Annotated in this window: 24 protein-coding genes, 1 tRNA gene and 1 pseudogene; 16 read left to right on the forward strand and 10 right to left on the reverse strand. The window is 66.6% G+C overall.

The genetic code is table 11. The features are described 5' to 3' along the window. The first annotated feature begins 57 nt into the window (after positions 1-57). The 4 genes from IE00_RS07140 to IE00_RS07155 all read left to right on the forward strand — a co-directional run bounded on the left by IE00_RS07140 (position 58) and on the right by IE00_RS07155 (position 3,151). Complete coding sequence (locus IE00_RS07140) at positions 58-597, forward strand: DUF177 domain-containing protein (protein WP_072296408.1); 540 nt, start codon at positions 58-60, stop codon at positions 595-597. A 244-nt stretch (positions 598-841) separates the two neighbouring features. Next, positions 842-1,048 carry a 50S ribosomal protein L32 gene (gene rpmF / locus IE00_RS07145; RefSeq protein ID WP_072296409.1) on the forward strand — a complete coding sequence of 69 codons (207 nt, stop codon included), beginning with the start codon at positions 842-844 and terminating at the stop codon, positions 1,046-1,048. A gap of 22 nt (positions 1,049-1,070) precedes the next feature. After that, positions 1,071-2,180, forward strand: a complete 1,110-nt coding sequence (gene plsX / locus IE00_RS07150) for a phosphate acyltransferase PlsX (protein ID WP_072296410.1) — start codon at positions 1,071-1,073, stop codon at positions 2,178-2,180. Continuing rightward, positions 2,180-3,151 (forward strand): beta-ketoacyl-ACP synthase III, encoded by a 972-nt coding sequence (locus IE00_RS07155; RefSeq protein ID WP_072296835.1) that lies wholly within the window; start codon positions 2,180-2,182, stop codon positions 3,149-3,151. The genes plsX and IE00_RS07155 overlap by 1 nt, the downstream gene beginning before the upstream one ends. Positions 3,152-3,199: 48 nt before the next feature. On the opposite strand, the gene IE00_RS07160 is transcribed toward IE00_RS07155, so the two are convergent. Then, positions 3,200-3,478 carry a DksA/TraR family C4-type zinc finger protein gene (locus IE00_RS07160; RefSeq protein ID WP_072296411.1) on the reverse strand — a complete coding sequence of 93 codons (279 nt, stop codon included), beginning with the start codon at positions 3,476-3,478 and terminating at the stop codon, positions 3,200-3,202. Positions 3,479-3,630: 152 nt separating this feature from the next. Here IE00_RS07160 and IE00_RS07165 point away from each other — a divergent pair, with 152 nt between their 5' ends. From IE00_RS07165 to IE00_RS07195, 7 genes are all read left to right on the forward strand, one after another. Further along, a complete protein-coding gene (locus tag IE00_RS07165; RefSeq protein WP_240493813.1) occupies positions 3,631-4,143 on the forward strand; it encodes a TRAP transporter small permease subunit in 513 nt (170 codons plus the stop codon). Beyond that, complete coding sequence (locus IE00_RS07170; protein WP_170864102.1) at positions 4,133-5,455, forward strand: TRAP transporter large permease subunit; 1,323 nt, start codon at positions 4,133-4,135, stop codon at positions 5,453-5,455. Before IE00_RS07165 ends, IE00_RS07170 begins: the two co-directional genes overlap by 11 nt. Before the next feature lie 25 nt (positions 5,456-5,480). Continuing rightward, the gene (gene dctP / locus IE00_RS07175) at positions 5,481-6,566 is read left to right on the forward strand and encodes a TRAP transporter substrate-binding protein DctP (protein WP_072296413.1); all 1,086 of its coding nucleotides are present in this window, start codon (positions 5,481-5,483) and stop codon (positions 6,564-6,566) included. 114 nt (positions 6,567-6,680) lie between these two features. After that, complete coding sequence (gene ihfA / locus IE00_RS07180) at positions 6,681-6,983, forward strand: integration host factor subunit alpha (RefSeq protein ID WP_072296414.1); 303 nt, start codon at positions 6,681-6,683, stop codon at positions 6,981-6,983. Between the two features lie 15 nt (positions 6,984-6,998). Beyond that, positions 6,999-7,463, forward strand: coding sequence for a MerR family transcriptional regulator (locus IE00_RS07185; RefSeq protein WP_072296415.1), 465 nt, complete (start codon positions 6,999-7,001; stop codon positions 7,461-7,463). A 79-nt stretch (positions 7,464-7,542) separates the two neighbouring features. Beyond that, positions 7,543-7,620, forward strand: a tRNA-Pro gene (locus IE00_RS07190). A gap of 72 nt (positions 7,621-7,692) precedes the next feature. Further along, positions 7,693-8,763, forward strand: a complete 1,071-nt coding sequence (locus IE00_RS07195) for a 2'-deoxycytidine 5'-triphosphate deaminase (protein WP_072296416.1) — start codon at positions 7,693-7,695, stop codon at positions 8,761-8,763. Here IE00_RS07195 and IE00_RS07200 read toward each other — a convergent pair. The 8 genes from IE00_RS07200 to IE00_RS07235 all read right to left on the reverse strand — a co-directional run bounded on the left by IE00_RS07200 (position 8,760) and on the right by IE00_RS07235 (position 17,547). Continuing rightward, a complete protein-coding gene (locus IE00_RS07200; protein ID WP_072296417.1) occupies positions 8,760-9,866 on the reverse strand; it encodes a class I SAM-dependent RNA methyltransferase in 1,107 nt (368 codons plus the stop codon). The two genes, IE00_RS07195 and IE00_RS07200, sit on opposite strands and share 4 nt — an antisense overlap. A 39-nt stretch (positions 9,867-9,905) precedes the next feature. Further along, a complete protein-coding gene (locus tag IE00_RS07205) occupies positions 9,906-10,106 on the reverse strand; it encodes a hypothetical protein (protein ID WP_072296418.1) in 201 nt (66 codons plus the stop codon). A 12-nt stretch (positions 10,107-10,118) separates the two neighbouring features. Then, positions 10,119-10,763, reverse strand: coding sequence for an SMC-Scp complex subunit ScpB (gene scpB / locus IE00_RS07210; protein ID WP_072296419.1), 645 nt, complete (start codon positions 10,761-10,763; stop codon positions 10,119-10,121). Further along, complete coding sequence (locus IE00_RS07215; RefSeq protein WP_240493814.1) at positions 10,753-11,568, reverse strand: ScpA family protein; 816 nt, start codon at positions 11,566-11,568, stop codon at positions 10,753-10,755. The genes scpB and IE00_RS07215 overlap by 11 nt, the downstream gene beginning before the upstream one ends. A gap of 52 nt (positions 11,569-11,620) precedes the next feature. Beyond that, positions 11,621-12,610 (reverse strand): beta-N-acetylhexosaminidase, encoded by a 990-nt coding sequence (nagZ, locus tag IE00_RS07220; protein WP_072296420.1) that lies wholly within the window; start codon positions 12,608-12,610, stop codon positions 11,621-11,623. A 10-nt stretch (positions 12,611-12,620) separates the two neighbouring features. Continuing rightward, positions 12,621-13,760: an SPOR domain-containing protein gene (locus IE00_RS07225; RefSeq protein ID WP_072296421.1), complete on the reverse strand. Its 1,140-nt coding sequence runs from the start codon at positions 13,758-13,760 to the stop codon at positions 12,621-12,623. A gap of 76 nt (positions 13,761-13,836) precedes the next feature. After that, positions 13,837-15,579 carry an arginine--tRNA ligase gene (argS, locus tag IE00_RS07230; protein WP_072296838.1) on the reverse strand — a complete coding sequence of 581 codons (1,743 nt, stop codon included), beginning with the start codon at positions 15,577-15,579 and terminating at the stop codon, positions 13,837-13,839. A gap of 78 nt (positions 15,580-15,657) precedes the next feature. Then, positions 15,658-17,547 carry a sodium:proton antiporter gene (locus tag IE00_RS07235; RefSeq protein ID WP_083554151.1) on the reverse strand — a complete coding sequence of 630 codons (1,890 nt, stop codon included), beginning with the start codon at positions 17,545-17,547 and terminating at the stop codon, positions 15,658-15,660. A gap of 244 nt (positions 17,548-17,791) precedes the next feature. On the opposite strand from IE00_RS07235, the pseudogene IE00_RS07240 reads away from it, so the two are divergent. After that, positions 17,792-19,465: pseudogene (locus IE00_RS07240) on the forward strand (DEAD/DEAH box helicase); the annotation flags it as partial. Between the two features lie 539 nt (positions 19,466-20,004). Further along, positions 20,005-21,546, forward strand: coding sequence for an apolipoprotein N-acyltransferase (gene lnt / locus IE00_RS07245; RefSeq protein ID WP_083554153.1), 1,542 nt, complete (start codon positions 20,005-20,007; stop codon positions 21,544-21,546). 29 nt (positions 21,547-21,575) lie between these two features. Here the strand turns inward: lnt and IE00_RS07250 are convergent, their stop codons facing one another. After that, a complete protein-coding gene (locus IE00_RS07250) occupies positions 21,576-22,205 on the reverse strand; it encodes a J domain-containing protein (protein WP_072296423.1) in 630 nt (209 codons plus the stop codon). A gap of 82 nt (positions 22,206-22,287) precedes the next feature. On the opposite strand from IE00_RS07250, the gene IE00_RS07255 reads away from it, so the two are divergent. The 3 genes from IE00_RS07255 (at position 22,288) to recJ (ending at position 25,375) form a co-directional block, all read left to right on the forward strand. After that, complete coding sequence (locus IE00_RS07255; RefSeq protein ID WP_072296841.1) at positions 22,288-22,539, forward strand: BolA family transcriptional regulator; 252 nt, start codon at positions 22,288-22,290, stop codon at positions 22,537-22,539. An 82-nt stretch (positions 22,540-22,621) separates the two neighbouring features. Continuing rightward, complete coding sequence (gene glpX, locus IE00_RS07260) at positions 22,622-23,587, forward strand: class II fructose-bisphosphatase (RefSeq protein WP_072296424.1); 966 nt, start codon at positions 22,622-22,624, stop codon at positions 23,585-23,587. A 48-nt stretch (positions 23,588-23,635) separates the two neighbouring features. Next, complete coding sequence (gene recJ / locus IE00_RS07265) at positions 23,636-25,375, forward strand: single-stranded-DNA-specific exonuclease RecJ (RefSeq protein ID WP_072296425.1); 1,740 nt, start codon at positions 23,636-23,638, stop codon at positions 25,373-25,375. Positions 25,376-25,438: the final 63 nt, after the last annotated feature.

A 25,438-nucleotide genomic window follows, 5' to 3' on the forward strand; every position in this document is an offset into this window, starting at 1 on the left:
AGCCGGTGCATCGCGCAGCCTGTCCGCCATATCCGCACAAGAACCCCCGAGGCCCCCATGACAGCCCCCGAATCGCATCCGCAGCGTCTGCGCGTCGCGCATCTGAATCCCAACACGCCGACCGCCTTTCACCTGCGGCCCGGCGACCAGCCCCGCGCCGACATCGCGACCGAGCTTGGGCTGGACGGGCTGACGCGCCTGGATTTCCAGGGCCAGGTCCGCGCCGAGGGTCGTGACGGCTGGCTGCTGACCGGCAAGCTGCAGGCCCGCGTGACCCAGCCCTGCGTCGTGACGCTGAAACCGGTGCGCACGGACATCGCCGACGATGTCCGTATCCGCTTTACCCCGCACATGCCCGATGTCGAGGCCGAGGAGGTCGAGATGCTGGACGAGACGCTGGAGCCCCTGGGCAATTTCATCGACCTGACCGCCATCATGGTCGAGGCGCTCAGCCTGGCGCTGCCGGAATATCCCCGCGCCGAGGGCGCCCGGCTGGACGATGTGGCGCCCGACATCGCCGCCGAACCCGCCGCGGACACCCGCCGCCCCTTCGCGGGACTCGATCAGCTGCTAAAGAAGGAAGGCGGCGAATCCTGACGACAGGCGCCTGACCAAGGCGTGGCGCGGAGGCCACAACGCCGCCGCAAAAGCGCCGCCTCGGCGTCCAGGGCCGCAAATATGGGGCATTTGCGCCGCTGACCTTGCGCAATTTGCCCCGAGCCCCCTCCACGAGGGCTTGCGGGCGGGGCCGTGATGACGTATCTGCGCGGTTCATTTACGAATTCAAATCCACGGTGTTCCTGCGTTTCGGCGCCGCACCCTGACAACTCGAGGTGGTGACATGGCTGTCCCTCAGAATCGCGTAACCCGCTCGAAGCGTAACATGCGCCGCGCGCATGATGCCCTGGTTGCGGGCAACCCGAACGAATGCACGAACTGCGGCGAACTGAAGCGTCCGCACCACGTTTGCCCGTCCTGCGGTCACTATGCCGACCGCGAAGTCGTCGCGCAGGCCAACGAGATCGACCTGGACGACGACGCAGCCTGATAAGGGCCTGCGCCGTATCCATATGATCGACGAAGCAGCGACCTCAGATACACCGCGCCCCTTGGATGACAAGGGTGGCGTGGTGATATCGGTTGACGCCATGGGCGGCGACCGCGGCCCATCGGTCGTGGTCGCGGGCATGGCGGAAAGCGCCGAGAAGAACCCGGAAATCCGCTTCATCGTCCATGGCGATGAAGCTGAATTGCGTGCTCTGATCGCGCGTCGCCGGTCGCTGGCCGGCCGCTGCGACATCCGTCACACGGAATCGGTCGTGACGATGGATGACAAGCCCAGCCAGATCGTCCGCAAGGGCGCGGGAACGTCGATGTGGTCGACGATCGAATCGGTCAAACAGGGCGAGGCGCAGGTCGCCGTGTCCTGCGGCAATACCGGCGCGCTGATGGCGCTATCGATGCTGCGGCTGCGCAAGTTGCCCGGCGTCAACCGCCCCGCCATCGCCTGCCTGTGGCCGTCGCTGAACCCGCAAGGCTTCAACATCATGCTGGACGTGGGCGCCGATATCCGCGCCGACGCGCATGACCTGCTGCAATACGCGCTGATGGGCACCTCCTATGCCCGCAACGGCCTGGGGCTGGAAAATCCGCGCGTCGGATTGCTGAATGTCGGCACCGAGGAACACAAGGGCCGGCCGGAGCTGAAGCAGGCGCATGACCTGATCGAACAGGCGGCCCAAGGCGGCAGCTTTGACTATGTGGGCTTCGTCGAAGGCGGCGATCTGCCCTCGGCGCGCGTGGATGTGATCGTCACCGACGGATTCACCGGCAATGTCGCATTGAAGACCGGCGAAGGCACCGCCAAGTTGGTCGGAGCGTTCCTGAAGGACGCCTTCTCGAATTCGGTGATGTCCAAATTCGCCGCAGTGCTGGCAATGACATCGCTGAAACGCCTGCAGAAACGCATCGATCCGCGCCGCGTGAATGGCGGGATCTTCCTTGGCCTGAATGGCACCGTCGTGAAATCGCACGGCTCTGCCGATGCGACGGGGGTCTCCGCCGCGATCAAGCTGGCCTTCACTCTGGCCAAGTCGGGCTTTCAGGACCGTCTGGCCGCCCGTGTCGCCCAGAGTGCAGCAGCCTCGGCCGGCACGGCCGAGACAGGAGCATCGTCTTGATTCGACGTTCGGTCATCCGGGGCAGCGGACATTACCTGCCCGAACGCATCGTGGAAAACAGCTGGTTCGAGGAACGGCTGGATACCAGCGACGAATGGATCCGGTCCCGCACCGGGATCGAGCGTCGCCATTTTGCCGCCGAAGGCCAGACCACCAGCGATCTGGGCATCCGTGCCGCCCGTGCGGCGCTTGAAGACGCGGGGCTGACCCCCGACGACATCGACGGCATCGTGGTCGCGACATCGACGCCCGATCTGACATTCCCTTCGGTCGGAACGATGATTCAGGCCGGTCTGGGCGTCAGGCGCGGCTTTGCCTATGACGTGCAGGCCGTTTGCGCGGGCTTTGTCTTTGCGTTGGCCAATGCCGATGCGATGATCCGCGCTGGCATGGCCGAACGGATCCTGGTCATCGGGGCGGAAACCTTCTCTCGCATCATGGACTGGACCGACCGCAGCACCTGCGTGCTGTTCGGCGATGGCGCCGGCGCCGTGGTGCTCGAAGCGCAGGACAGCGCCGGCACCAGCGATGACCGCGGCATCCTGTCGGCCGATCTGAACAGCGACGGCACCCATCGCGACCTGCTTTACGTCGATGGCGGCGTGTCCTCGACCGGTACGGCAGGCCAGCTGCGCATGCAGGGCAACCTGGTCTTCCGCCACGCGGTGGAAAAGCTTTCCAAGACGGCGGCCACTTCGCTGGCCAAGGCTCAGCTGACCGCCCAGGATGTCGATTGGCTGGTGCCGCATCAGGCGAACCTGCGCATCATCACCTCGACCGCGCAGAAGATGGGCCTGCCGATGGACAAGGTGGTCCTGACGGTGGCCGATCACGGCAACACCTCGGCGGCATCGATCCCGCTGGCCCTCTCGGTCGCCAATCAGCAGGGACGCTTCAAGCAAGGCGACCTGCTGGTGACCGAAGCGATCGGCGGCGGCCTCAGCTGGGGTTCGGTCGTCCTGCGCTGGTAAGGTAAGGCGCTTCACCTGACAGAACCAACGGCCCCGCGGGGCCGTTTTTCATTTCAGCAGCGCATCCTTGCTGGCGCGGCGGTTCATGCCGCCCATCACGCGCCGCGACCTGTCATGGCCACCCTGACAATCCACGCACAGCTTGACCCCCGGCAGCGCCTTGCGCCGCGCCTCGGGGATCGGTTCGTCGCATTCGGCGCAGAATTCCGCACTGTCACCTTGGGCCGCACGCCGCGCCGCGTTCTGGCGTGCGCGGGCGACCGCCTCGGCGGTGCTGATCTCGATCTGTTCGTTCACGGCCCCGTCGCGGGCCCAGCCTCCGGCCATGTCTGCCTCCTGTGGGTGTTCCCTGACAAATGGGGACGACCCGCGCCGGTTGCAAATGCCCACGCACAGTTGACACCCGCGTAAGCATTGGAAACACTGCCTTGTGCAGGTGCAGAAAAATGGCGCCCGCGACTCTGGGGAGGGTCCAAGATTTGCCGATTATCCGTCTGATCGACGGCATAAATGAGATCGTCGGTCGCATCGTGTCGGTCGTCGCGCTCATTTTCGCCGCCATGATCATCTATGACGTCTTCATGCGCTATGTGCTGGGCCAACCGACGCGATGGGCCTTCGACGTCACCAAGCAGCTTTACGGCTTTTATTTCGTCATGCTGGGCGGTTATGCGCTGCGCCACCAGGCCCATGTGCGCGTGGATCTGGTCACGTCGCGCCTGTCCGGCCTGCCCCGCCGCCTGATCGAGATCGCGGGCTATCTCATCTTCTTCTTTCCCTTCGCCTGGGTCTTTGCCACCCGCAGCTGGGACTTTGCCATCACCTCGTGGCGGCAGGGGGAACTGACCTATGGCGCGGTGCAGCTGCCGGTCTATCCGCTGAAGATGGCCATGTTCGCGGCCGCCGTCCTGCTGCTGATCCAAGGCGTCAGCGAGGTTCTGAAACTGGTCCTGAACCGGACCGAATACCTGGAGCCGCATGATGTCGGGTGAAACGATCGGGCTGATCATGTCGGGCCTGCTTCTGCTGGGCCTGTTCATGGGGCATCCGCTGGCGATGGTCCTGGGCGGCACGGCCGTTCTGGGCGCGCTGATCGCGGGCAAGCCGATGGTGCTGGGCATCGTCATCAACCGCATCTTCGGCGACGTGCTGGACAATTACGTGCTGATCGCCATCCCGCTGTTCGTGCTGATGGCGCGCTTCCTGTCGGACAGCGGCGTCACCGACCGCATGTTCGAGGCGCTGCGCCACTTGATGGCGCGGGTCACCGGCGGTCTGGGGCTGGCGGTGGTCTTCATCTCGATCCTGCTGGCGGCGACGACGGGCATCATCGGCGCCTCGATCACCGTGATGGGCATGATGGCCCTGCGCCCGATGCTGCAATACGGATATGACAAGCGGCTGGCCACGGGGCTGATCGGCGCGTCGGGTTGCCTGGGCATCCTGATCCCGCCCTCGATCATGCTGATCCTGATGGCCTCCTATGCGCCGGGCCTGTCGGTGGGACAGCTGTTCGCGGGTGCCATGGTGCCGGGGCTGCTGTTGGGGGTGATGTATGCGCTCTATGTCGTGTTCATCGCCTGGCTGAAGCCCGAATGGGCCCCCAAGGTGGCCGAGGCCGACCAGATCAGCCGCGCCGCCATGTGGAAGATGCTGATCATCGAAGCCGTGCCGCCGCTGATCCTGATCCTGGGCATCCTGGGATCGCTGCTGGCGGGCATCGCCACCGCGACCGAGGCCAGCGCCATCGGCGCCGTCCTGGCCCTGCTGATCGTCATCATGCGCGGCCGCTTCCAGTGGAAGACCTTCTACTCGGCGCTGCTGGAAACCGGGCGCACCAGCGCCATGATCCTGTTCATCGTCATCGGCGCCACGGCCTTTACCGGGGTCTTCAACATCACCGGGGGCCTGCGCGCCAGCCAGGACCTGATCCGCGGTCTGGCCGACGATCCCTATACGCTGATCGCGGTGATGCTGCTGGTCGTGTTCATCCTGGGCATGTTCCTGGACTGGACGGGCATCGTGCTGCTGTCCTTCCCGATCTTCCTGCCGCTGGTGGGCGAAATGGGCATTGACCCCCTGTGGTTCGTGGTCCTGATGGCGGTGGTCCTGCAGACCAGCTTCCTGTCGCCGCCCTTCGGATACGCACTGTTCTACATGCGCGCCATCGCTCCACCCGAGATCAAGACGGGCGACATCATCATGGGCGTGCTGCCCTTCATCGGGCTGGTTCTGCTGATGTGCGTGATGATGATCCTGTTCCCGTCGCTGGTCACGTGGCTGCCTGCCGTCCTGTACGGCTGACATTTTTCACCCTGAGGAGGATAACATGAAACATCTGCTGACCACGGCCGCGCTGGCGCTGACCGTCGCCACCCCGGCCCTGTCGGAAAACTGGACGATGACCACGACCTGGCCGTCCAGCCTGGAGCTGATCGAGATCGACAAGCACTGGGTCGAACTGGCCAACAAGCTGGTCGATGACGACAAGCTGACCATCGAATTCTTCGACGGCGGCAGCCTGGTCCCCGCCGGAGAGGTCTTCGGCGCGGTCGAATCGGGCACCATCCAAGCCGGTGCCGATTGGCCGGGATACTGGGCAGGCCGCGACAGCGCCTTTTCGCCCCTGGCCACCACGGCCAGCCTGTTCAACGCCGTCGATTACGTGAACTGGATCCAGGAATGGGGCGGCAAGGACCTGTATAACGAGGTCTATGGCAAGTTCGGGATGGTCTATCTGCCCTATGGCGTGACCAACAACGAATCGGGCTTCCGCACCGTCAGCCAGCCGATCCGCACGCTGGAGGACCTGTCGGGCCTGCGCCTGCGCCTGTCGGGCCTGGAACAGGGCAAGCTGCTGGAGAAGCTGGGCGGCAACCAGGTCAGCATGGCCGGCGGCGAGATCTATCAGTCGCTGGAGCGTGGGGTGATCGACGGGGCGGAATTCTCGACCCCGAACGTCGATTTCTCGGGTGGCTTCCAGCAGGTCACGAAATACTGGTCGACGCCGGGCTGGCATCAGTCCTCGTCGATCTTCGGGGTGATGATCAACAAGGGCGCATGGGACGCGCTGGATGACGAAACCCGCGAACGTCTTGAGATTGCGGCCGAATCAACCATGCTCTGGTCGCTGTCCTTCACCGAGAAGCGCGCGACCGAGGCCTATGCCCAGTTCCAGGAGGCCGGGACCGAGATCACCCGCCTGGACGATGCCGCGCTGGAACGCGTGCAGGAACTGGCCAACGAGACCATCACCGAGGTCGCCTGCGAAAACCCGCTATCCGCCAAGGTCTATGCCAGCCAGCTTTCCTACCTGCAGGATTACGGCAGCTGGCGTGAAGCCTCGGCGCCCTTCAACCTGGGCCGCACCCCGAACGGCCCCGATCTGGCCGCGATCCAGGCCTGCGCCGAGTGACCTGACCATCACCTTTGACAGCCAAGTATCGGGCGGGGAACAGTTTCCCCGCCCTTCTCGTTGACAGGGACGGCAAGAAGACCCATCCTTCCCCCCAATCCAAGAGGACTGACCATGGGCTACAAGACTCTGACCCGTATGGACCTGGCCGAGGCGGTGTTCCGCGAAGTCGGGCTGTCGCGGCACGAATCGGCACAGTTGGTCGAAAGCGTTCTGGACCACATCTCGGATGCGCTGGTGCGCGGCGAACAGGTCAAGATCTCGTCTTTCGGCACGTTCTCGGTGCGGGACAAGAACGAACGGATCGGCCGCAACCCCAAGACCGGGGAAGAGGTTCCGATCACGCCGCGCCGGGTCCTGTCCTTTCGTCCGTCGCACCTGATGAAGGACCGCGTCGCCGATGGAAACAAGCGATAGGATCTGACCGACAGCATGGCGAAAAGCGCAGAGGCATTCCGATCCATAGGCGAGGTCGCCAAACTGGTCGGCGTGGCACCCCATGTCCTGCGCTATTGGGAAACGCAGTTCACCATGTTGCGCCCCATGAAGCGCGGTGACGGACGGCGCTATTACCGCCCTGCCGATATCGCGCTGGCCGCCGGCATCTGCGAATTGCTGCGCGATCAGGGGCTGACCATCCGCGGCGCGCGCAAGCAGCTGTCGGGCGACAAGGGTCAGTCCGTGCGCGCCCTGGGCAGCGCCCGCCTGTCACGCGACGACACGCCCCTGCCGGATGCGTCCGATATGGATGACACCCCCGCAACCACCATCGACTGGCTGACCCGCCTGACCGATCTGTCGCGCCGGTTGCGCCATATCGCGCCCCGCGATGCGCGCTGGCACGCCGCCCGACCGACCGCCATCGATCTGGCGCGGGCGATGATGCGGTTTTCGTGACATCGGGTTGCGATTTCGCAAAGATTTCCGCTTGGAGGGCCTTGTGCATCCCTGCCGGATCGCACTATACGAAGCGCGTCGGGCCGTGGCGCAGCCTGGTTAGCGCGTCCGTCTGGGGGACGGAAGGCCGCGAGTTCGAATCTCGCCGGCCCGACCATTCCGAAAACGCCCATTCTCATCCGAGAATGGGCGTTTCCCTTATCCAGCATCAAGATCAGGAGCAATCTGGATGAACGGTGTCCTCTCCGACAGTGAAATCCGCGACCTGATCCAGACCGGCATCATCAGCGCCGATGCCCCCATCATTCCCGAACAGATCCAGCCCGCCTCGCTTGACCTGCGGCTTGGCCAGACCGCCTATCGCCTGCGCGCCAGCTTTCTGGCAGGGCGCGGCCGGCGCATCGCGGACCGGCTGGACGATCTGCAGATGCACCAGATGGATCTGTCGGGCGGGGCCGTGCTGGAACGCGGCTGCGTCTATCTGGTGCCGCTGCAGGAACGCATCAGCCTGCCCCATGGACTGACGGCGGTGGCGAATGCCAAATCCTCGACCGGGCGGCTGGACCTGCTGACGCGTCTGGTCACCGATGACGGGACCGAATTCGACCGCCTGCCCGAAGGCTATGACGGCCCCCTCTATGCCGAGATCTGCCCGCGCAGCTTCTCGGTTCTTGTGCGGCCCGGCATGCGTCTGAACCAGCTGCGCCTGCGCCGCGGACAGGCTGTGCTGAACGACGACCAGCTGCGTGCCCTGCATGATGCCCAGCCCCTGGTGGGCGACGGTCAGCCGCTGATCGACCAGGGCCTTGGCTTTTCCGTCGATCTGCGTCCCGCGACGGGCGATCTGGTCGGCTATCGCGCGCGTCCCCATAGCGGCGTGATCGATCTGGACCGCATCGGCGAATACCCGGCATCGGAGTTCTGGGACGAGCTGCACAGCTCCGAAGGGCGCCTGATCCTGGACCCCGGCGCGTTCTATATCCTGGTCAGCCGCGAATCGGTGGCGATCCCCGCCGATTACGCCGCCGAGATGGCCCCCTATCTGGCGATGGTCGGGGAATTCCGGGTGCATTACGCGGGCTTCTTCGATCCGGGCTTCGGCATCGGCGACACCGGCACCGGCGCGCGCGGTGTGCTGGAGGTCCGATGCCACGAGGCGCCCTTCGTGCTGGAACACGGGCAGGTCGTCGGGCGGCTGGTCTATGAACGCATGGCGACCCGCCCCGAACGCCTGTACGGCGAAGGGATCAAGTCGAATTACCAGGGTCAGGGCCTGAAACTGGCCAAGCAGTTCCGTTAAAGCGGGCCGGTCTGCCACAGGCGGACCTTCAACCCGCCATGCGCCACGATGGGTCCGGCGGGCTTGAAGGGCAGCCCGGTCGCCTTGGCCAATCCTGCCTCGCTGGTTACGATGCCGATGCGCCAGCCTTGGAAACGGCTGCGAAAGACCTCGCCCATGGTGGCATGCAACCCGAACAGCGGCCCTTTGTTGCCGATCCGCGCGCCATAGGGCGGGTTCAAGATGACGATGCCGGGGTCGCAATCGGGCCGTTCCAGATCGGCGATCTGGCAGGCCTCAAATCTTATCAGATCCTCGACGCCCGCGCGTTCGGCATTGGCCCGGCTCATGCGGATGGCGCCGGGATCGCGGTCGCGGCCCAAGAAAGTCGCGCCGACCGGGCGGCGTGTGACCTGCGCCTTCATCCGGTCCCACGCATCGGGGTCGTGATTGGCCAGCTGTTCAAAGGCAAAGCTGCGGCTGCGGCTTGGCGCCAGACCTGCGGCGATCTCGGCAGCCTCCAGCAGGAAGGTGCCCGACCCGCACATCGGGTCCAGCACCGATTGCATGCCGTCAAAGCCCATTTCGGACAGGAACATCGCGGCCATGGTCTCGCGCATGGGGGCCTTGGCGACGGCAACCTTGTGGCCGCGCTTGTGCAGCGATTCGCCGGTCGTATCGATGCTGAATGTGACCAGGTCATCCTCGATCCGGGTCTTGATGGTCATCGGCGCATCGGCAGCGATGGGCGCACCCAGTTCCTCGGTGATGGCCCGCTCGATCCGCTGCGTCGCGGCCCCGGCGTGATAGATCTTCGAAGCCTTGCAGACCGCCTCGACCTTGACCGGCTGATCGGGGCGCAGGATATCGGCCCAGGGGAACTTGCGGGCACGTTTGTCCAGCTGTGCCAGATGCATGGCGCGGAACCCGCCGATGCGTGCCAGGACGCGCGTCGCCCCGCGCAACATCAGGTTGGCGCGGCGGACATCCGACCAGTCGCCCGTCACGGTCACGCCACCCGTCTGAAGCACGGGCTGCCAGCCCAATGCTGCCGCTTCGGCGGCCAAGGGGGCTTCAAGCCCCGGTGTCGCCACCAGGAAGATTTCGAAATGATTGTCGCTCATGCCCGCAGCCCTAGCGCGGGTCGCGGGGAAAGCAAAGCCTCAGCGGCGCGTCATGCGGCTCAGCATCTTCATCCGCTTGGCCAGGTTCTTCGTCTGCTGGTTGGGGCGCTGCTTGCGGCCCGCCGCATCCGCAGGATCACCCTTGCGGCCCATGGAATTGATGCCCTTGTTGATACCCCAGTTCATCGCCCTGCGCGCGACAAGCTTGGTAAACATGTTGACCAGCATGTTCATGTTCATCGATGCGCCCCTTCACTCATCCTCGAACAGATCCTCGGGGGGATCCATCGGTTCAATATCGGCATCCTCATCGTCCCTAGCAAGGGGCATGGACAAACCTTCGGCGGGCGGGCGCGAATCCAGCAGGCCGGCAGCGCGCAGTTCCGACAGCCCCGGCAGATCGCGCGACGATTCCAGCCCGAAATGGTCCAGGAAGCCGTCGGTGACGACGAAGGTGGCGGGGCGGCCCGGCGACATGCGGCGGCGGCCCATGCGGACCCATTCCATCTCGATCAGCTGGTCCAGCGTGCCGCGGCTGACCGCGACGCCACGGATCTCCTCGATCTCGGCGCGGGTGACGGGCTGGTGATAGGCGATGATGGCCAAAGTCTCGATCGCGGCGCGCGACAGGCGGCGGGTGTCGAGGGTTTCGGTCTGCATCAGGAAGGACAGGTCCGGCGCGGTGCGGAAGGCATAGCCGTCCCCCAGATGTTCGATCACCACGCCGCGCCCGCGATAGGTGCGGCGCAGCGCGGCCAGAGCTTCGGCGGCATCGCAGCCGACCGGCAGGCGGGCGATCAGATCGCGCAGGGTGACGGGGGCGGTCGCCGCGAACAGGATCGCCTCGACCATGCGTTCCTGCTGGTCCATCGGGGGCGGCGGGAAATCAGGGCTCATGGGGTCTCTGGCGATAGCTGATGGGGGCGAAGGTGTCTGCCTGGCGTATCTCCAGCCGGCCCTGGCGTGCAAGCTCCAGCGAGGCGGCGAAGGTGGCGGCGGTCGCACTGCGGCGCCGGGGGGCGTCTGCCTCCCACCCCTGCGGCAGAAACACCGACAGGTCGGTCCATTCCCCCGCAAAGCCGATCATCCGGCGCAGGCGTTCCAGCGCCTGTTCCATGGTGAAGACATCCTTGCGGTCGAAGGCATAGGGGCGGAACTCATCGCGCGTCTTCAGGCGCGCATAGGCGCGCATCAGGTCGATCAGGCTGGCCGTGTATCGCGTGCGCCGGGTGCGGGCGAAGGCATCGGGCGCACCGCGCGCGAAACGGCTGATGCCCAGCCTGTCGCGGCCCATCAACTGCGCGGCGGCCTGCCGCATGGCGGACAGCCGCTCCAGCTGGAAAGCCAGGTGATCGGCCATTTCCTCGGCCGAAGGGCCTTCAGCCTCGGGGTCGGGGGGCAGCAGCAGGCGCGATTTCAGAAAGGCCAGCCAGGCCGCCATGACCAGATAATCCGCCGCCAGTTCGATCCGCAGCGCGCGGGCCTTTTCCACGAAGGCCAGATATTGCTCGGCCAGTTCAAGGACCGAGATGGTCATCAGGTCCACCTTCTGCGACCGCGCCATGGTCAGCAGCAGGTCAAGCGGGCCTTCATAGCCGTCCACATCGACGATCAAGGCTTCATCCGCGCGGCGTTGGGCAACGGCGTCCGGCCCGTCGGGGACGGGGGTCAGATAGGGCACCTCGGTCGATGGCTTGGTCACGTCGGCTCCCTCTGTTCGCGAGCTGCAGGGTCCGGCCTGCACCCCGGCGGTGTCAAGCGGGCGCGCCCGTCAGATCCCGCCATTCGGCCAGCAGCGCCCCGATATCGGCGTCATCGGGGGCATGGCGCCGCGTAAGGGCGGCATCGGCACGCCGCATCGCATCGGCCCCCATGGCGCCCGCAGCCTGCACGACGGGCTCCATCTGGGCAATGCTGCCGTTGCAATGCAGGACAATGTCGCATCCCGCCGCGACCGAAGCCGCTGCGCGTTCGGCCTGCGTGCCCGACAGCGCGTTCATGGTGATGTCATCGGTCATCAGCAGGCCATCAAAGCCGATATCACCGCGGATCAGGTCGATCATCCGCCGCGACGCCGTGGCCGGCGCATCATCCAGATCGGTGAAACGGATATGCGCCGTCATTCCCATCGGCAGGTCGGCCAAGGCGCGGAAGGGGGCGAAATCCAGATCCGCCAGGTCGGCCTGGCAGGCGGTGACGGTCGGCAGGTCATGGTGGCTGTCGGCGACCGCACGGCCATGGCCCGGCATGTGCTTGACCACGGGCAGGACACCCGCCGCCAGCATCCCGTCCGCCGCCGCGCGCCCCAGTTCGGCCACGCGTGCCGGATCGGTCCCGAAACAGCGGTTGCGCAGGAAGGGATGCGTGTCGGCCTGCGCCACATCCAGCGTCGGGGCGCAATTGCTGTCGATGCCCACCGCGCGCAGTTCCTGTCCGATCAGGTGATAGCGCAGCCACATGGCCCGCGCCCCTGCCCCGGCCTGATCCAGCGGTGCGGGCCAATCCATCCAGTGCGGGCCACGCAGGCGCTGCACGCGGCCGCCCTCCTGATCCACGGTGATGACGGCATCGCGGCCCACCGCAGCGCGCAGATCGCCGGTCAGGCGGCGCAGCTGGTCGGGGTCGGCGACGTTGCGCCCGAACAGGATAAACCCCCAGGGGTCGGCGGCGCGGAAAAAGGCGGCCTCGTCGGGCGTCAGGGACGTCCCGGCGATGCCGCCCAGAATCGTGGCATTATGGGTCATGCGGTCGCGATCACCCGCCCAGGGCCAGGCAGTCGGTCCCGGATGATTTCAGCGCCGAACAGAACTGCCGCGCCTCGCTGATCGAACCGAAGCCCGCCACGCGCAGGCGCCAGAAGCTGCGCCCGTTGCTGTCATGCTGCTGGATGACCGGCGATTTCCCCGAAAACAGCGAGGAATTGTTGCCCGACAGGCGTGCCCATTGGTTTTCCGCAATCGCGCTGCTGTCGAAGGCCCCGACCTGAACGACCGGGCCGCTGGCCGAACTGGCCACGACCGGCGTGTCGGCGGGTTTTTCGGCAGGCTGGGCCACGGGCTCGGCCTGGGTTTCGGTCGCCGCCGCGGCGGCGGCAGGCGCGGCGGATGCGACGCGGGTCACGCGGGGACGCGGAGCGGGACGGGTCGAGGCGATCAGCACGCCGGGGTTCGCTTCGGCCTGAGCCTGGGCCAAGGCCTCGGCGATGGCGTCGGCCTGGGCCGGCATGCCGTTTTCGTCGGTGACGACACTGGTCACGGGGCCTTCGCTGGCGGGGGCGTCGATGATCGCGGCCTGGGCCACGGCCTGGTCGGCCAGCGCGCGTTCGGCATCGGCGGCGGCCTTGGCGGCAGCCTCGCTGTCGGACATCGGCACGATCGGATCGCCCGCGAAGGTCAGCGGCGTTTCCGAGCTGTTCGAGGGTTCGCGCGCCGTGGCACCCAATTCGCCCATGGCGACATCGTCTTCGGACAGTTCGGTCCCGCCGGGGGCGATGGCGACCTCCTGGGCGGCGGTGGCGGTGTCGCCACCCGCGACCGTGTTCACGGCAAGGCCGGTATGGCTGGTCAGCTGCCCGCCCGGTTCCTCGGGGGTGGTGCGGGCCTCGCCCTGGACGGCGCGGATCACCGGCACGCCCGACACGTCGCGCGACACCAGCTGCCAGCCCCAGGCCAGCAGGCCGACCATCAACCCGACCGATGCGACCGCGCCCACGTAATGGGTCAGCCGCGCCAGCCGAACCTGCAGGCCGTCCCCCGCCACGCCTGTCGCGTGTCGCGGATCGGCCTGCCCGTCTGACTGGGCATCGTCCCACCCTTGCTGGTCGTACTGGAATTCCCGCTTCACCTTGTGACGCGAGAACACATAGCCGCCTTCGCGGAAGTCCATCACTGCCATGTCTGTCTGCCTGCCTGCCGGTTGTTCCGGATTAACGTTATGACTGCTCTAGCACGTCCCGCAGCGGCACCGTTCGTCAGCGCATTTCTTCTGCAGGAGCGACGCCAAGAATACCCAGACCGCATGAAATAACAACGCCAACCGCCCGGACCAGTGCAATTTTTCCTTGGCTGGTTGCAGCATCGCCATCCTGCACGAAGCGCAGGGAATGGTCATCATTGCCGCGATTCCAAAGGGAATGCAGGTCAGAGGCGATCTCATAGAGGAAGAAGGCGATGCGATGGGGCTCATGCGCGCGGGCGGCATGTTCGACCAGACGCGGCCATTCGGCGACCTTGCGGGCCAGCTCCAGCTCGGCCGGATGGGCCAGAACCGACAGATCGGCGGCCGCCAGGGTCGAATCGTCCACCGCGATCCCGGCCTCGGCGGCGCGGCGCAGGACGGAATTCACCCGCGCGCTGGCGTATTGCACGTACCAGACCGGGTTGTCCTTGGACTGTTCCAGCACCTTGGCGAAATCGAAATCCAGCGCCGCGTCGTTCTTGCGTGTCAGCATGATGAAGCGGGTGACGTCGGCCCCCGCCTCCTCGACGACGTCGCGCAGGGTGACGAAGGTTCCGGCACGCTTGGACATCTTGAACGGCTCGCCGTTCTTGTACAGCTTGACCAGCTGGATCAGCTTGACGTCCAGCGGCACGCGGCCATTCGACAAGGCCTTGACCGCCGCGTTCATCCGCTTGACGTAACCGCCGTGATCGGCACCGAAGACGTCGATCAGCTGGTCGAAGCCGCGATCGATCTTGTCCCAGTGATAGGCGATGTCGGGCGCGAAATAGGTCCAGGCCCCGTCCGATTTCTGGATCGGACGATCTACGTCGTCACCATGCGCCGATGACCGGAACAGCAGCTGTTCGCGGGCCTCCCAATCCTCGGGCAGCTTGCCTTTCGGGGGTTCCAGCACGCCGCGATAGATCAGCCCCTGGCTTTCCAGCCGCGCGATCGCATCCTCGATCCGACCGGTGCCGTAAAGCGCCTTTTCGCTGGAATAGACGTCCATCTGCACGCCAAGCGCGGCCAGATCGCCACGGATCATCTCCATCATCGCCTGGGTGGCGAATTCGCGGATCTCTTCCAGCCATTCGTCTTCGGGGCGGTCCAGCAGGCTGTCGCCGTATTTTTCCTTCAGCGCCTCGCCGACCGGGATCAGGTAATCGCCGGGATAAAGGCCTTCGCGGATCTCGGGTTCCAGCCCGTTGGCCTCGCGATAGCGTTCAAAGGCGGAACGGGCCAGCACGTCGACCTGCGCGCCGCCATCGTTGATGTAATATTCGCGCGTCACATCATGGCCGGAAAAATCCAGCAGCCGCGCCAGCGCATCACCGAAGACCGCGCCGCGGACATGGCCCACATGCATCGGGCCGGTGGGGTTGGCGCTGACGAATTCGACGTTGATCTTCTGTCCCGCGCCCATGTCCGAACGCCCGAAATCGGCGCCCTTGGCCAGGGCCGAGGCGACGACACCCTGCCAGACGGTGGGCGACAGGCGCAGGTTCAGGAAGCCCGGACCTGCGATCTCGGCGGCGCTGATGCGCGGATCGGTCAGCCGCGCGGCCAGCTTGTCGGCGATGTCGCGCGGCTTCATGCCCGCAGGCTTGGCCAGGACCATGGCCGCATTGGTCGCCATGTCGCCATGCGCCGGATCGCGCGGAGGCTCGACCGTGACGTTGCCGTAATCGAGGCCACGGGGCAGTTCGCCCGCATCGGCCATCTGGTCAAGCGCCTCGACGACGACGCCGCGAAGATCGGTGAATAGGTTCATCATAAGCTTCCTGATTGACCCCTGCGGGTTAACGCCACAGGTCGGGTAAGGTCAACCGAAAGCCCCGTGACGCGCCGATCAGGTGCCCTTTTCCTTCCTTTCGCGCTGTTCCTTGACCACGTCGCCCGCCTCTTCGGCCAGGGCCTGGGCTGCGGCGTCGCGTGCGGCCGACAGTTCGGGCGGCAGGAAGGCCGTCACCCAATCGCCCGACTGCGCACCGACCGGCTGGTCGGGACCGATGAAGCGCAGCCCGCTGGATTTCGACACCACCACGAAAGGTTCGGCGCCGGGACGTTCGGCCTCCCAAGCCTCTAGGTCGTATTCGTCGGTCAGGCGGGTGCTGCGCAAGGTCCACCCTTCGGCCAGGCGCTGGTTCACATCCTCGAAGGTCAGCTTGCCGTTGACGCGCTGTCCCCCCAGCTGCGCCGGCAGCGCATGGCGGGAATTGTCCTTGATGCGGCTCAGCTGCCAGATGGCGTCGCGGCCCATTTCCGGCCCCAGATCGGTTGCCACCAGGGTGTTGTAGGCATCGTTGTCCGACGCGGTCAGCGCCGAAGGATAGGCGATGAATTCGACCTGATGCTCGGCGGCTTCGCCCAGGATGTCGCCATAGAAGGTGGGAATGCCCGCATGGCGCGCCTTGGTCAGATGCTGGCGGTTGGTATCGGCGATCAGCGAGATGACACCGCATTTTTCCAGCGCCTGTGCCAATGCCACGGAAAAGGGCGATCCCCCCACGATCAGCAGGCCGGGGCCTTCCGACCCGGACAAACCCAAGCGGCGTGCCATGGGTGCCAGCGTAAAGCCGTGGATGATGACGGTCGCCAGGACGATGATGAAGGACAGCGGCGCCAGCAATGCGCCGTCGGCGATGCCCGCTTCGACCAGCTGGTCGCCGAACAGCCCCGAGATCGCGACCATGACCACGCCGCGCGGGCCGGTCAGGGCGATCAGCCAGCGCTCGTTCATGGGAAGGTTGCTGCCGATCAGCGGCAACATCACCTGCAGCGGCCGCACCAGCGCCACCGTCAGGATCACGAACAGCGCCGCGCGCCAGGTCAGCTGCGTCAGCGTCGAGAAATCAAGCGACGCCGCCATCAGAACAAAGACCCCCGACACCAGCAGGATCGTCGCATGTTCCTTGAACCGGTGCAGTTCGGTATAGGAAGACAGCTTCGCGTTGGCCAGGAACATGCCCATGATGGTCACCGCCAGCAGGCCCGATTCATGCAGGATGCTGTCGGTGACGGCAAAGATGGCGATGACGGTCACGAAAAGGACCGGAACCTTCATGTATTCCGGGATCCAGGCGCGGCGGAAGGCGATCTCCATTCCCTTGCCGGCGGCAAGGCCCGCCAGGACGGCGAAACCGATCCCCGATCCCAGTAGCCAGACGGCTTCGCCCGCCGACAGGCCGGTTTCCAGCACCATGACCAGTTCGAGGACCAGGACGGCGATCAGCGCGCCCACCGGGTCGTTGACGATGGCTTCCCATTGCAGCACCTGCGCAGGCCGCGCCCGCAACCGCGCCTGGCGCAGCATCGGCGCGATCACCGTGGGGCCGGTCACGACCATCACGCCGCCGAACACCGCCGCCGCCTGCCACGACAGCCCGACGGCAAGCCACAGGACCAAGGTCGAGAACAGCCAGCCAAGCGGCGCCCCCAGATAGACAAGACGCCGCACCGGGCCCTTGGCATCGCGCAGGCGGTGATATTCCAGCGTCAGCCCGCCTTCGAACAGGATGATGGCGACAGCGACGCTGATCAGGGGCTTGTAGATGGGGCCAAGGTCGCGATCGGGCAGGAACAATCCCATGACCGGCCCGACCAGCAGGCCGATGCCCAGCATCAGGACAATGGCCGGCAGGCGGAAACGCCACGCCACCCATTGGGCACCCACGCCCAGAACCCCCACAAGCGCAACCACCTGCACGGGGCTGAGCACCTGCATCACTTCACTGTCCATTGCCGCCCTTTCGCGTCGGTTTCGTTCCAAAGCCCTAACTAGCAGGTCAGGTTCCGGTCGTCTGCCATCATAGGGATAGATTGACGTGGCAGGCGCTTTGGTCTAGGCGATGCTGGCCTGCATCCGGCAGGCAAGAAGGCGGGGCGTCCGAAATTGCGTCCCAACTTTGCCGCGATTGCGCCAGACCGGCGCGCGGCATGGAACGCATCGCGCCACGGATGGCGTGGCTAATGGAAAGCCCCCTATGACCAAATTCTCTGATCTGAAGCTTGATCCCAAAGTGCTGAAGGCCGTGACCGAGGCCGGCTATGAAAGCCCGACGCCCATCCAGCAGGGCGCGATTCCGCCCGCCCTGGAAGGCCGCGACGTGCTGGGGATCGCGCAGACGGGGACCGGCAAGACCGCCAGCTTCACACTGCCGATGATCACCATGCTGGGCCGGGGTCGCGCGCGTGCGCGCATGCCGCGCAGCCTGGTGCTGTGCCCGACGCGCGAACTGGCAGCCCAGGTGGCCGAAAACTTCGACACCTATGCCAAGCATACCCGCCTGACCAAGGCGCTGCTGATCGGCGGCGTCAGCTTTGGCGAACAGGACAAGCTGATCGACCGCGGCGTGGACGTGCTGATCGCCACCCCCGGCCGCCTGCTGGACCATTTCGAACGCGGCAAGCTGCTGCTGACCGGCGTGCAGATCATGGTCGTGGACGAGGCCGACCGCATGCTGGACATGGGCTTCATCCCCGACATCGAGCGTATCTTCCAGCTGACGCCCTTCACGCGCCAGACGCTGTTCTTCAGCGCCACCATGGCCCCCGAGATCGAGCGGATCACCAACACCTTCCTGCACGCCCCCGAGCGCATCGAGATCGCGCGCCAGGCGACGACCAGCGAAACCATCACGCAGCGTCTGGTCGAACTGACGCCCGCACGCCGCGACACCGCCGCCAAGCAGAAGCGCGACCTGCTGCGCGCCCTGATCGAGGCCGAGGGTGACAAGCTGAAGAACGCGATCATCTTCTGCAACCGCAAGACGGATGTGGACATCGTCGCGAAATCGCTTGGCAAATACGGCTATGACGCCGCGCCGATCCATGGCGATCTGGAACAGAGCCAGCGCACCCGCACGCTGGAATCCTTCCGCGACGGCAAGCTGCGCCTGCTGGTGGCATCCGATGTCGCCGCGCGCGGCCTGGACATTCCCGCCGTCAGCCATGTCTTCAACTATGACCTGCCCAGCCATGCCGAGGATTACGTCCACCGCATCGGCCGGACCGGTCGCGCGGGACGTCTTGGCACCGCGATCAGCATCTCGACCCCCTCGGACGAGAAATACCTGACCGCCATCGAGGCGCTGGTCAAGAACAGCCTGCCCCGCAGCGATCTGCCCGCCGGTTTCGCCGGTGCAAAGCCTGCCCAGGCTCCGCAGCCCGAAGATGCCGGTCCCGAGGACCGCAAGCCCACCAGCCGTCAGCGCAGCCGCCGCGGCAAGCGCGACGATTCGGAACAGCAATCCGCTGTCAGCCCCGCCCCGAACCAGCCCGAGGCCGCAACGCAGCCCGCCGCCCCCATGCCAGAAGCCGTCAAACCCGAGGTTGCCATGCCCGAGGCCGTCGATAAGCCCCGCAAGGAAAGCCAGCCGCGCCAGGACAGCCGTCCCGCCGCAGCCGAACCTGCCCGCCGTGATGAAAACCGCCGCGAGGACAGCCGTCGCGACGAGAACCGCCGCGACAATGGCAACCGTGGGGACAGCAACCGCGACAACAATCGGCGTGATGGCCGTCGTGGCGGGAATGACGGCAATCGCGGTCAGCAGATCGTCGGCATGGGCGATCATGTCCCGCGCTTCATGACGGTCGAGCTGCGCATCTCGCCCATGCCCGAGGAACGCCCCGAAGAGGCGCCCCAGGCACAGCCCGAGGCCGCCCAGCCCGAGCAGAAGCCCAAGCGCACCCGCAGCCGTCGCAAATCCTCCGCCGAGAAGGCAGCCGACAAGCCGGTCGATGCGCCGGTCGCGGAAGCTCCCTTGGTCGCGACGCCCGCCGAAACCGCGGCTGAAGCTCCGGCTCGGGACGTGGCGACCGATGCGGCATCGGATGCACAGCCCACCGGACAGGTTGCTGAACAGCCCGAAGCCCCCGCCAAGCCCAAGCGCACCCGCGGCCGCAAGAAGCCCGAGATGACCGAGGCCGACGCCGCTGTGGCCGAGGAGGCGACCGCCGAAAAGCCCAAGCGCACGCGCAGCCGCAAGCCGGCCGCGAAACCCGCGGAGGCCGGTGAAACCGAAACCGCCCCCGCAGCCGCCGAAGAGGCCCCCAAGCCCAAGCGCACCCGTCGCAAGAAGACCGACGACACCCCCGAGGACGTGACGGCCGAAAAGCCCAAGCGCACCCGCCGCAAGAAGGCCGACCCCGAGGCAGCAGCCGAGGCGCCCGCCAAGGACACGACCTCCGAGGCCTGATGACCTCGGCGGCGTCCAGCCAGATTCCGCCACGGCTGCATCGCAGGGGCCGACCGCCCCTGCGACAGCTTTGGCCGGACCTGCTGCTGGGCGCAGTCGGTGCCCTGGGCCTTGCGCCCTTCGGCATCTGGGCCGCACCCCCCTTCGTTCTTTCAATCCTGATCTGGCGGCTGGCGCGAAAGCGCCCGGCCGCCGTTTTCTGGCATGCGCTGGTCGCGGGCTTCGGCTGGTTCGCCCTGGCGTTGTTCTGGATCGTCGAACCCTTCCTGGTCGAACCCGAGATCTATGGCTGGATGGCCCCCTTCGCGCTGGTGCTGATGGCATTGGGGGGCGCGTTGTTCTGGGCGCTGCCTGCCTGGCTGGCGGCGATCTGGTCGCGGAACTGGCGCTGGCAGGCGATCGGCATCGCCACGGCACTGGCGATGTCGGATTGGCTGCGGGGGTGGATCTTCACCGGCTTTCCCTGGGCGCTGATCGGGCATGCCTGGATCGACACGCCGGTGGCGCAGTTGGCCGCATGGGGCGGTGCCCTGGGCCTTGGCGCGTTCACGCTGGCGCTGGCGGCCCTGCCCACATTGCTGTGGCGTCCCGACTGGCCACGGGCGGCCGCCCATCTGCCCGGCGCCCTGGCCGTCATCCTGTCGGTCGGGGCGGCATGGGCCTTCGGCCTGTCGCGGCTGGCGGGTCCCGGTCCCGCCGACACCGATCTGACCGTCCGCATCGTCCAGCCCGATGCCACGCAGCACCTCAAATGGGACCCCGAATGGTCGCAGGTCTTCTTTGAACGGCTGCTGACCCTGTCGAACGAAGCCGGTCCGCGCGATCTGGTCATCTGGCCCGAAACCGCCGTCAATTTCCTGCTGGAGGACGCCGCCTCGATCCTGCCCGCCATGTCCGACGCGGCGGGCGCGCCCCTGGTGATGGGCATCCAGCGCCGCGAGGATTCGCGCTATTTCAACAGCTTGGCGCTGGTCCAGCCGGGCGGACAGGTGACGCAGCTCTACGACAAGTTCCACTTGGTGCCTTTCGGCGAATACATCCCCTGGGGCGACCTGATGGCCCGGTTCGGGGTCGGCGCCTTTGCCGCCCAGCAGGGCAATGGTTATTCCTCGGGGGCGGGGCCGCAGGTCATCGACGAACCGGGTCTGCCGCCCTTCCAGCCGCTGATCTGCTACGAGGCGATCTTCCCCCAGCATCTGCGCAACTTGGCCACGCGGCCCGCATGGATTCTGCAGGCAACGAATGACGCGTGGTTCGGGAATATCTCGGGGCCATATCAGCACCTGGCGCAGGCGCGGCTGCGGGCCATCGAAAGCGGGTTGCCGGTGGCGCGGGCGGCCAATACGGGCGTCAGCGCCATGATCGATGCCAAGGGCCGCATCCGCGACCAGCTTGGCATGCGTCAGATGGGAAAGATCGACGCCCCGCTGCCCGGCGCCCTGCCCCCGACGGTCTGGATCAGGGTCGGCGATGCGCCGCTTCTGGTTCTGCTGGGGCTGCTGATGCTGGCGACGCTGCGTCCGCGCCGAAATCGGCAGTAAGGGGGGCCGATCGCCCCCTTTTGCCGTGATCAGTCGCGGATAAAGCGGCTGTCCTTGATCTGATCCCAGGCCCAGACCACTTCGGACAGGCGATCCTCGTCGGAACGGTCGCCGCCGTTCATGTCTGGATGCAGATCCTTGACCAGCGATTTGTATTTCTTGCGGATCTCGGGGCGGGTCCAGCTGTCCTTGGCTTCCAGGATGTCCAACGCACGCCGCTCGGTCGGCGGCAGCTTTCGCGTGCTGACCTGCGCGCGCGCTTCGGGGGCGGTGCCGTTCGCGCCCAGGATCTCGTGCGGATCGCTGACGCCGTGGCGGGCCCATTTCTGTTCCTCGACGCTCTTGCGGAAGGGCTTGGTCGGCCGTTCCCACACCGTGGCATTGTCGATGAACTGCTGGAATTCCTCCTCGGACTGGCCCTGGAAATAATTCCAGTTGGCATTGTATTCGCGGACATGATCCTTGCAGAACCAGAAATAGTCATCCAGGTTTCGCGGATTCTTGGGGGCGCGATACTGACCGGGTTCGTCACAACCCTCGCGTTCGCACACGCGGGTCGACGTTTCGAAGGCACCCGACATCCCTCGACGGCCTTTGGACTTGCGTTTCTTGTCCTTGGCAGCCGAAATGTCGAAACCAAACGGGTCGTTCTTGCTCATGGTTGGGGCACCTTTGCGACTCGGAGGCGGCAGTCTATGCTATCTGGCGGCACATGAAAGGGCTTGACGAAAAGTTATGCGGATGATTGCGGATGAGATGACCGAGCGGCTGCAGGGCCTGACCCCCACGCAGCTGGAAATCCTGGACGAAAGCGAAAGCCACCGGGGCCATTCAGGATTCCGCGAGGGTGGCGAAAGCCATTTCCGCATCCGCCTGGCCAGCCCCGCCTTCGCCGGCCTGACGCGGCTGCAGCGCCACCGCCTGGTCCATGACCGGCTTGGCGACATCGTGCCGCGCATCCATGCGCTGGCGCTGGAACTCAGCGAAAGCTGACGCGCGCCCCGCGCCCGGTCTTGTCCGCCCCGGTCCGCCCCCCTAGAAGCGGTCGGGGGATGAGGACAAGGACACCACCGACATGACCGCGCCAGGGGATTTCAACGACCGCCTGATGTCACTGGGACTGAGCCGCGCAAGCGAGGCTGCGGCCCAGGCTTCGGCCCCGTTCATCGGACGGGGTGACGAACGCGCCGCCCATCACGCGGCCGCCACCGCCATGCAGGACCAGCTGGCACAAATGGCCATGACCGGTCGGATCGTCATCGGCGAGGGCGCGCCGGGCCAGGCCCCGCTGCTCTATACCGGCCAATCCATCGGGACCGGCAAGGGCCCCGACGTCGACATCGCGCTGGACCCGCTGGAGGGCAGCACCCTGACCGCCAAGGGCAAGGCCAATGCCATGACCGTCGTCGCCATGGCGCCCCGCGACAGCCTGCTGGCCGCGCCCCAGGTCTATATGGACAAGCTGGCCATCGGGCCGGGCTATCCGGCCGACCTGGTGCATCTGGACATGCCCCCCGCCGAACGGGTGCACGCGCTGGCCCAGTTTCGCGGCTGCGACATGCGCGACATCACCGTCTGCATCCTGGAACGCCCGCGGCACGAGGACATGATCGCCGAACTGCGCCAGACGGGCGCGGCGATCAGGCTGATCTCGGACGGGGATATTCCGGGCGTCATCCACGTGGCCGAACCCGAGCTGACCGGGGTCGACATCTACATGGGCATCGGCGGCGCCCCCGAGGGCGTGCTGGCGGCCTGCGCGCTGAAATGCATGGGCGGGCAGATCTGGGGGCGTCTGGTCCTGCGCAATGACGAGGATCGCGCGCGGACCCGCGATGCGGGGCTGACCGAACCCGACCGGATCTATGCCCTGCAGGACATGGTGCGCGCCGATGTCGTCTTTGCCGCGACGGGCGTGACGGATGGGCTGGTCGTGGCGGGCGTCCAGCGCGAACCCGGCTTCCTGACAACCGAGACGGTCCTGATGCGTTCGGCCACCGGATCGGTCCGGCGCATGACCTACCGCAACCCGGTCAACTAGGCTAATGAAGCGCCACGACATTCGTTTCAAGACAAAGGTGGGCGCGACGTGGCATTCCTGGGCATCGATACATCGGTTTCCGGACGGCGCTGGATCGGCCCCGCCGCCGATCTGGAACGCCGCGCCGAAGGCCTGGCGCAGCAGGCGTCGCTGCCCCTGCCCGTTGCCCGCGTGCTGGCCGAACGCGCGGTCGAACCGATGGACGCGCAGGCCTTCCTGGCGCCCAAGCTGCGCGACCTGCTGCCCGATCCGCTGAGCCTGCGCGACATGCAGACCGCCGCGGACCGCATCGTCGCGGCCGCCACAGGCGGCGAACGCATCGCCATCTTTGCCGATTACGACGTCGATGGCGGCACCTCGGCAGCGCTGCTGATCGACTGGCTGTACCAGCAGGGGCGCAAGGCGACGCTTTATATTCCCGACCGCATCGACGAAGGATACGGCCCGAACGAACCCGCCATGGCGGCGCTGGCCGCGGAACATGACCTGATCATCTGCGTCGATTGCGGCACGCTCAGCCATGACGCGCTGGCGGCGGCCAAGGGCGCGCAGGTCATCGTGCTGGACCACCATCTGGGCGGCGAGACCCTTCCCCCGGCACTTGCCGTTGTGAACCCAAACCGCGTGGACGAAGACGGCAGCCTTGGCCACCTCTGCGCGGCGGGCGTCGTTTTCCTGACGCTGGTGCAATGCGGGCGGCTGCTGCGCGACAAGGGCCTGCCGCAGCCCGACCTGATGGCGATGCTGGATCTGGTGGCGCTGGCGACCGTCGCCGATGTCGCGCCGCTGGTGGGCGTGAACCGCGCCTTCGTGCGGTCCGGTCTGGCGGTCATGGCCCGCAGGCAGCGGCCGGGGCTGGTGGCGCTGTCGGACATCGCCCGGCTGGACGGCCCGCCCGCGGCCTTTCACCTGGGGTTCCTGCTGGGACCGCGCATCAATGCCGGGGGCCGCGTGGGCCGCGCCGATCTGGGCGCGCAATGCCTGGCGTCGCGCGACCCGGCGCAGGCGGCGCAGCTGGCCAAGCAGCTGGACGACCTGAACCGCGACCGCCGCGCCATCGAGGCCGCCGTCCGCACCGAGGCCCTGGCCCAGGTCGAGGCCCGCATGGAAACCCGCCTGTCCTGGGCCGCCGGTCAGGGCTGGCATCCGGGCGTGGTCGGCATCGTCGCCGCCCGCGTGAAAGAGGCCACCGACCTGCCATCCGTGGTGATCGGCGTGGACAGCGGCATCGGCAAGGGGTCGGCCCGGTCGGTTCCGGGCGTCGATCTGGGCCGCGCCATCCAGCGGCTGGCCCGCGAAGGGTTGCTGATCAAGGGGGGCGGGCATGAAATGGCCGCCGGCCTGACCGTGGCCGAGGACCAGATCCCCGCCGCCATGGCGCGGCTGTCGGACCTGCTGGAGCGCGATCTGGCGGGCCGCACCGGCGGCGGCGATCTGCGCATCTCGGGGCTGCTGGAAACGGCGGGGGCCACGCCCGACATGTTCAGGATGCTGGAGGATGCGGGCCCCTATGGCCAGGCCGCCCCCGCGCCGCGCTTTGCCTTTGCCGACCAGCTGATCGACAGCGCCTCGACCATGGGGGACCGGCATCTGCGGCTGTCCTTCCGCACCCCCAGCGCCCCCGCGATGGAGGCCGTCGCCTGGGGCGCCATGGACGGCCCCCTGGGACCCGCGCTGATCGGCGCCAAGGGCCGTCGCTTTCACCTGGCGGGCAAGCTGGAACTGTCCACATGGGGCGGGCGCGAACGCCTGCGCCTGCGTCTGGACGATGCCGCCGCCGTCACCTGAAGCAACCGGCAGGCCACGGCGGATGTTGTGGTCACTGCGCCCTCGCGCCGCTAAGCTTTGCGC

This window comes from Paracoccus sp. SM22M-07 (assembly GCF_001887735.1).
Classification (GTDB): Bacteria; Pseudomonadota; Alphaproteobacteria; order Rhodobacterales; family Rhodobacteraceae; genus Paracoccus.

Excerpts from the sequence above, each read along its gene's own strand:
- IE00_RS07140 (WP_072296408.1), top strand. The coding sequence starts at position 58 with ATGACAGCCCCCGAATCGCATCCGCAGCGTCTGCGCGTCGCGCATCTG.
- rpmF (WP_072296409.1), top strand. The coding sequence starts at position 842 with ATGGCTGTCCCTCAGAATCGCGTAACCCGCTCGAAGCGTAACATGCGC.
- plsX (WP_072296410.1), top strand. The coding sequence starts at position 1,071 with ATGATCGACGAAGCAGCGACCTCAGATACACCGCGCCCCTTGGATGAC.
- IE00_RS07160 (WP_072296411.1), bottom strand. The coding sequence starts at position 3,478 with ATGGCCGGAGGCTGGGCCCGCGACGGGGCCGTGAACGAACAGATCGAG.
- IE00_RS07170 (WP_170864102.1), top strand. The coding sequence starts at position 4,133 with ATGTCGGGTGAAACGATCGGGCTGATCATGTCGGGCCTGCTTCTGCTG.
- dctP (WP_072296413.1), top strand. The coding sequence starts at position 5,481 with ATGAAACATCTGCTGACCACGGCCGCGCTGGCGCTGACCGTCGCCACC.
- ihfA (WP_072296414.1), top strand. The coding sequence starts at position 6,681 with ATGGGCTACAAGACTCTGACCCGTATGGACCTGGCCGAGGCGGTGTTC.
- IE00_RS07185 (WP_072296415.1), top strand. The coding sequence starts at position 6,999 with ATGGCGAAAAGCGCAGAGGCATTCCGATCCATAGGCGAGGTCGCCAAA.
- IE00_RS07195 (WP_072296416.1), top strand. The coding sequence starts at position 7,693 with ATGAACGGTGTCCTCTCCGACAGTGAAATCCGCGACCTGATCCAGACC.
- IE00_RS07200 (WP_072296417.1), bottom strand. The coding sequence starts at position 9,866 with ATGAGCGACAATCATTTCGAAATCTTCCTGGTGGCGACACCGGGGCTT.
- IE00_RS07205 (WP_072296418.1), bottom strand. The coding sequence starts at position 10,106 with ATGAACATGAACATGCTGGTCAACATGTTTACCAAGCTTGTCGCGCGC.
- scpB (WP_072296419.1), bottom strand. The coding sequence starts at position 10,763 with ATGAGCCCTGATTTCCCGCCGCCCCCGATGGACCAGCAGGAACGCATG.
- nagZ (WP_072296420.1), bottom strand. The coding sequence starts at position 12,610 with ATGACCCATAATGCCACGATTCTGGGCGGCATCGCCGGGACGTCCCTG.
- IE00_RS07225 (WP_072296421.1), bottom strand. The coding sequence starts at position 13,760 with ATGGCAGTGATGGACTTCCGCGAAGGCGGCTATGTGTTCTCGCGTCAC.
- argS (WP_072296838.1), bottom strand. The coding sequence starts at position 15,579 with ATGAACCTATTCACCGATCTTCGCGGCGTCGTCGTCGAGGCGCTTGAC.
- IE00_RS07235 (WP_083554151.1), bottom strand. The coding sequence starts at position 17,547 with ATGGACAGTGAAGTGATGCAGGTGCTCAGCCCCGTGCAGGTGGTTGCG.
- lnt (WP_083554153.1), top strand. The coding sequence starts at position 20,005 with ATGACCTCGGCGGCGTCCAGCCAGATTCCGCCACGGCTGCATCGCAGG.
- IE00_RS07250 (WP_072296423.1), bottom strand. The coding sequence starts at position 22,205 with ATGAGCAAGAACGACCCGTTTGGTTTCGACATTTCGGCTGCCAAGGAC.
- IE00_RS07255 (WP_072296841.1), top strand. The coding sequence starts at position 22,288 with ATGATTGCGGATGAGATGACCGAGCGGCTGCAGGGCCTGACCCCCACG.
- glpX (WP_072296424.1), top strand. The coding sequence starts at position 22,622 with ATGACCGCGCCAGGGGATTTCAACGACCGCCTGATGTCACTGGGACTG.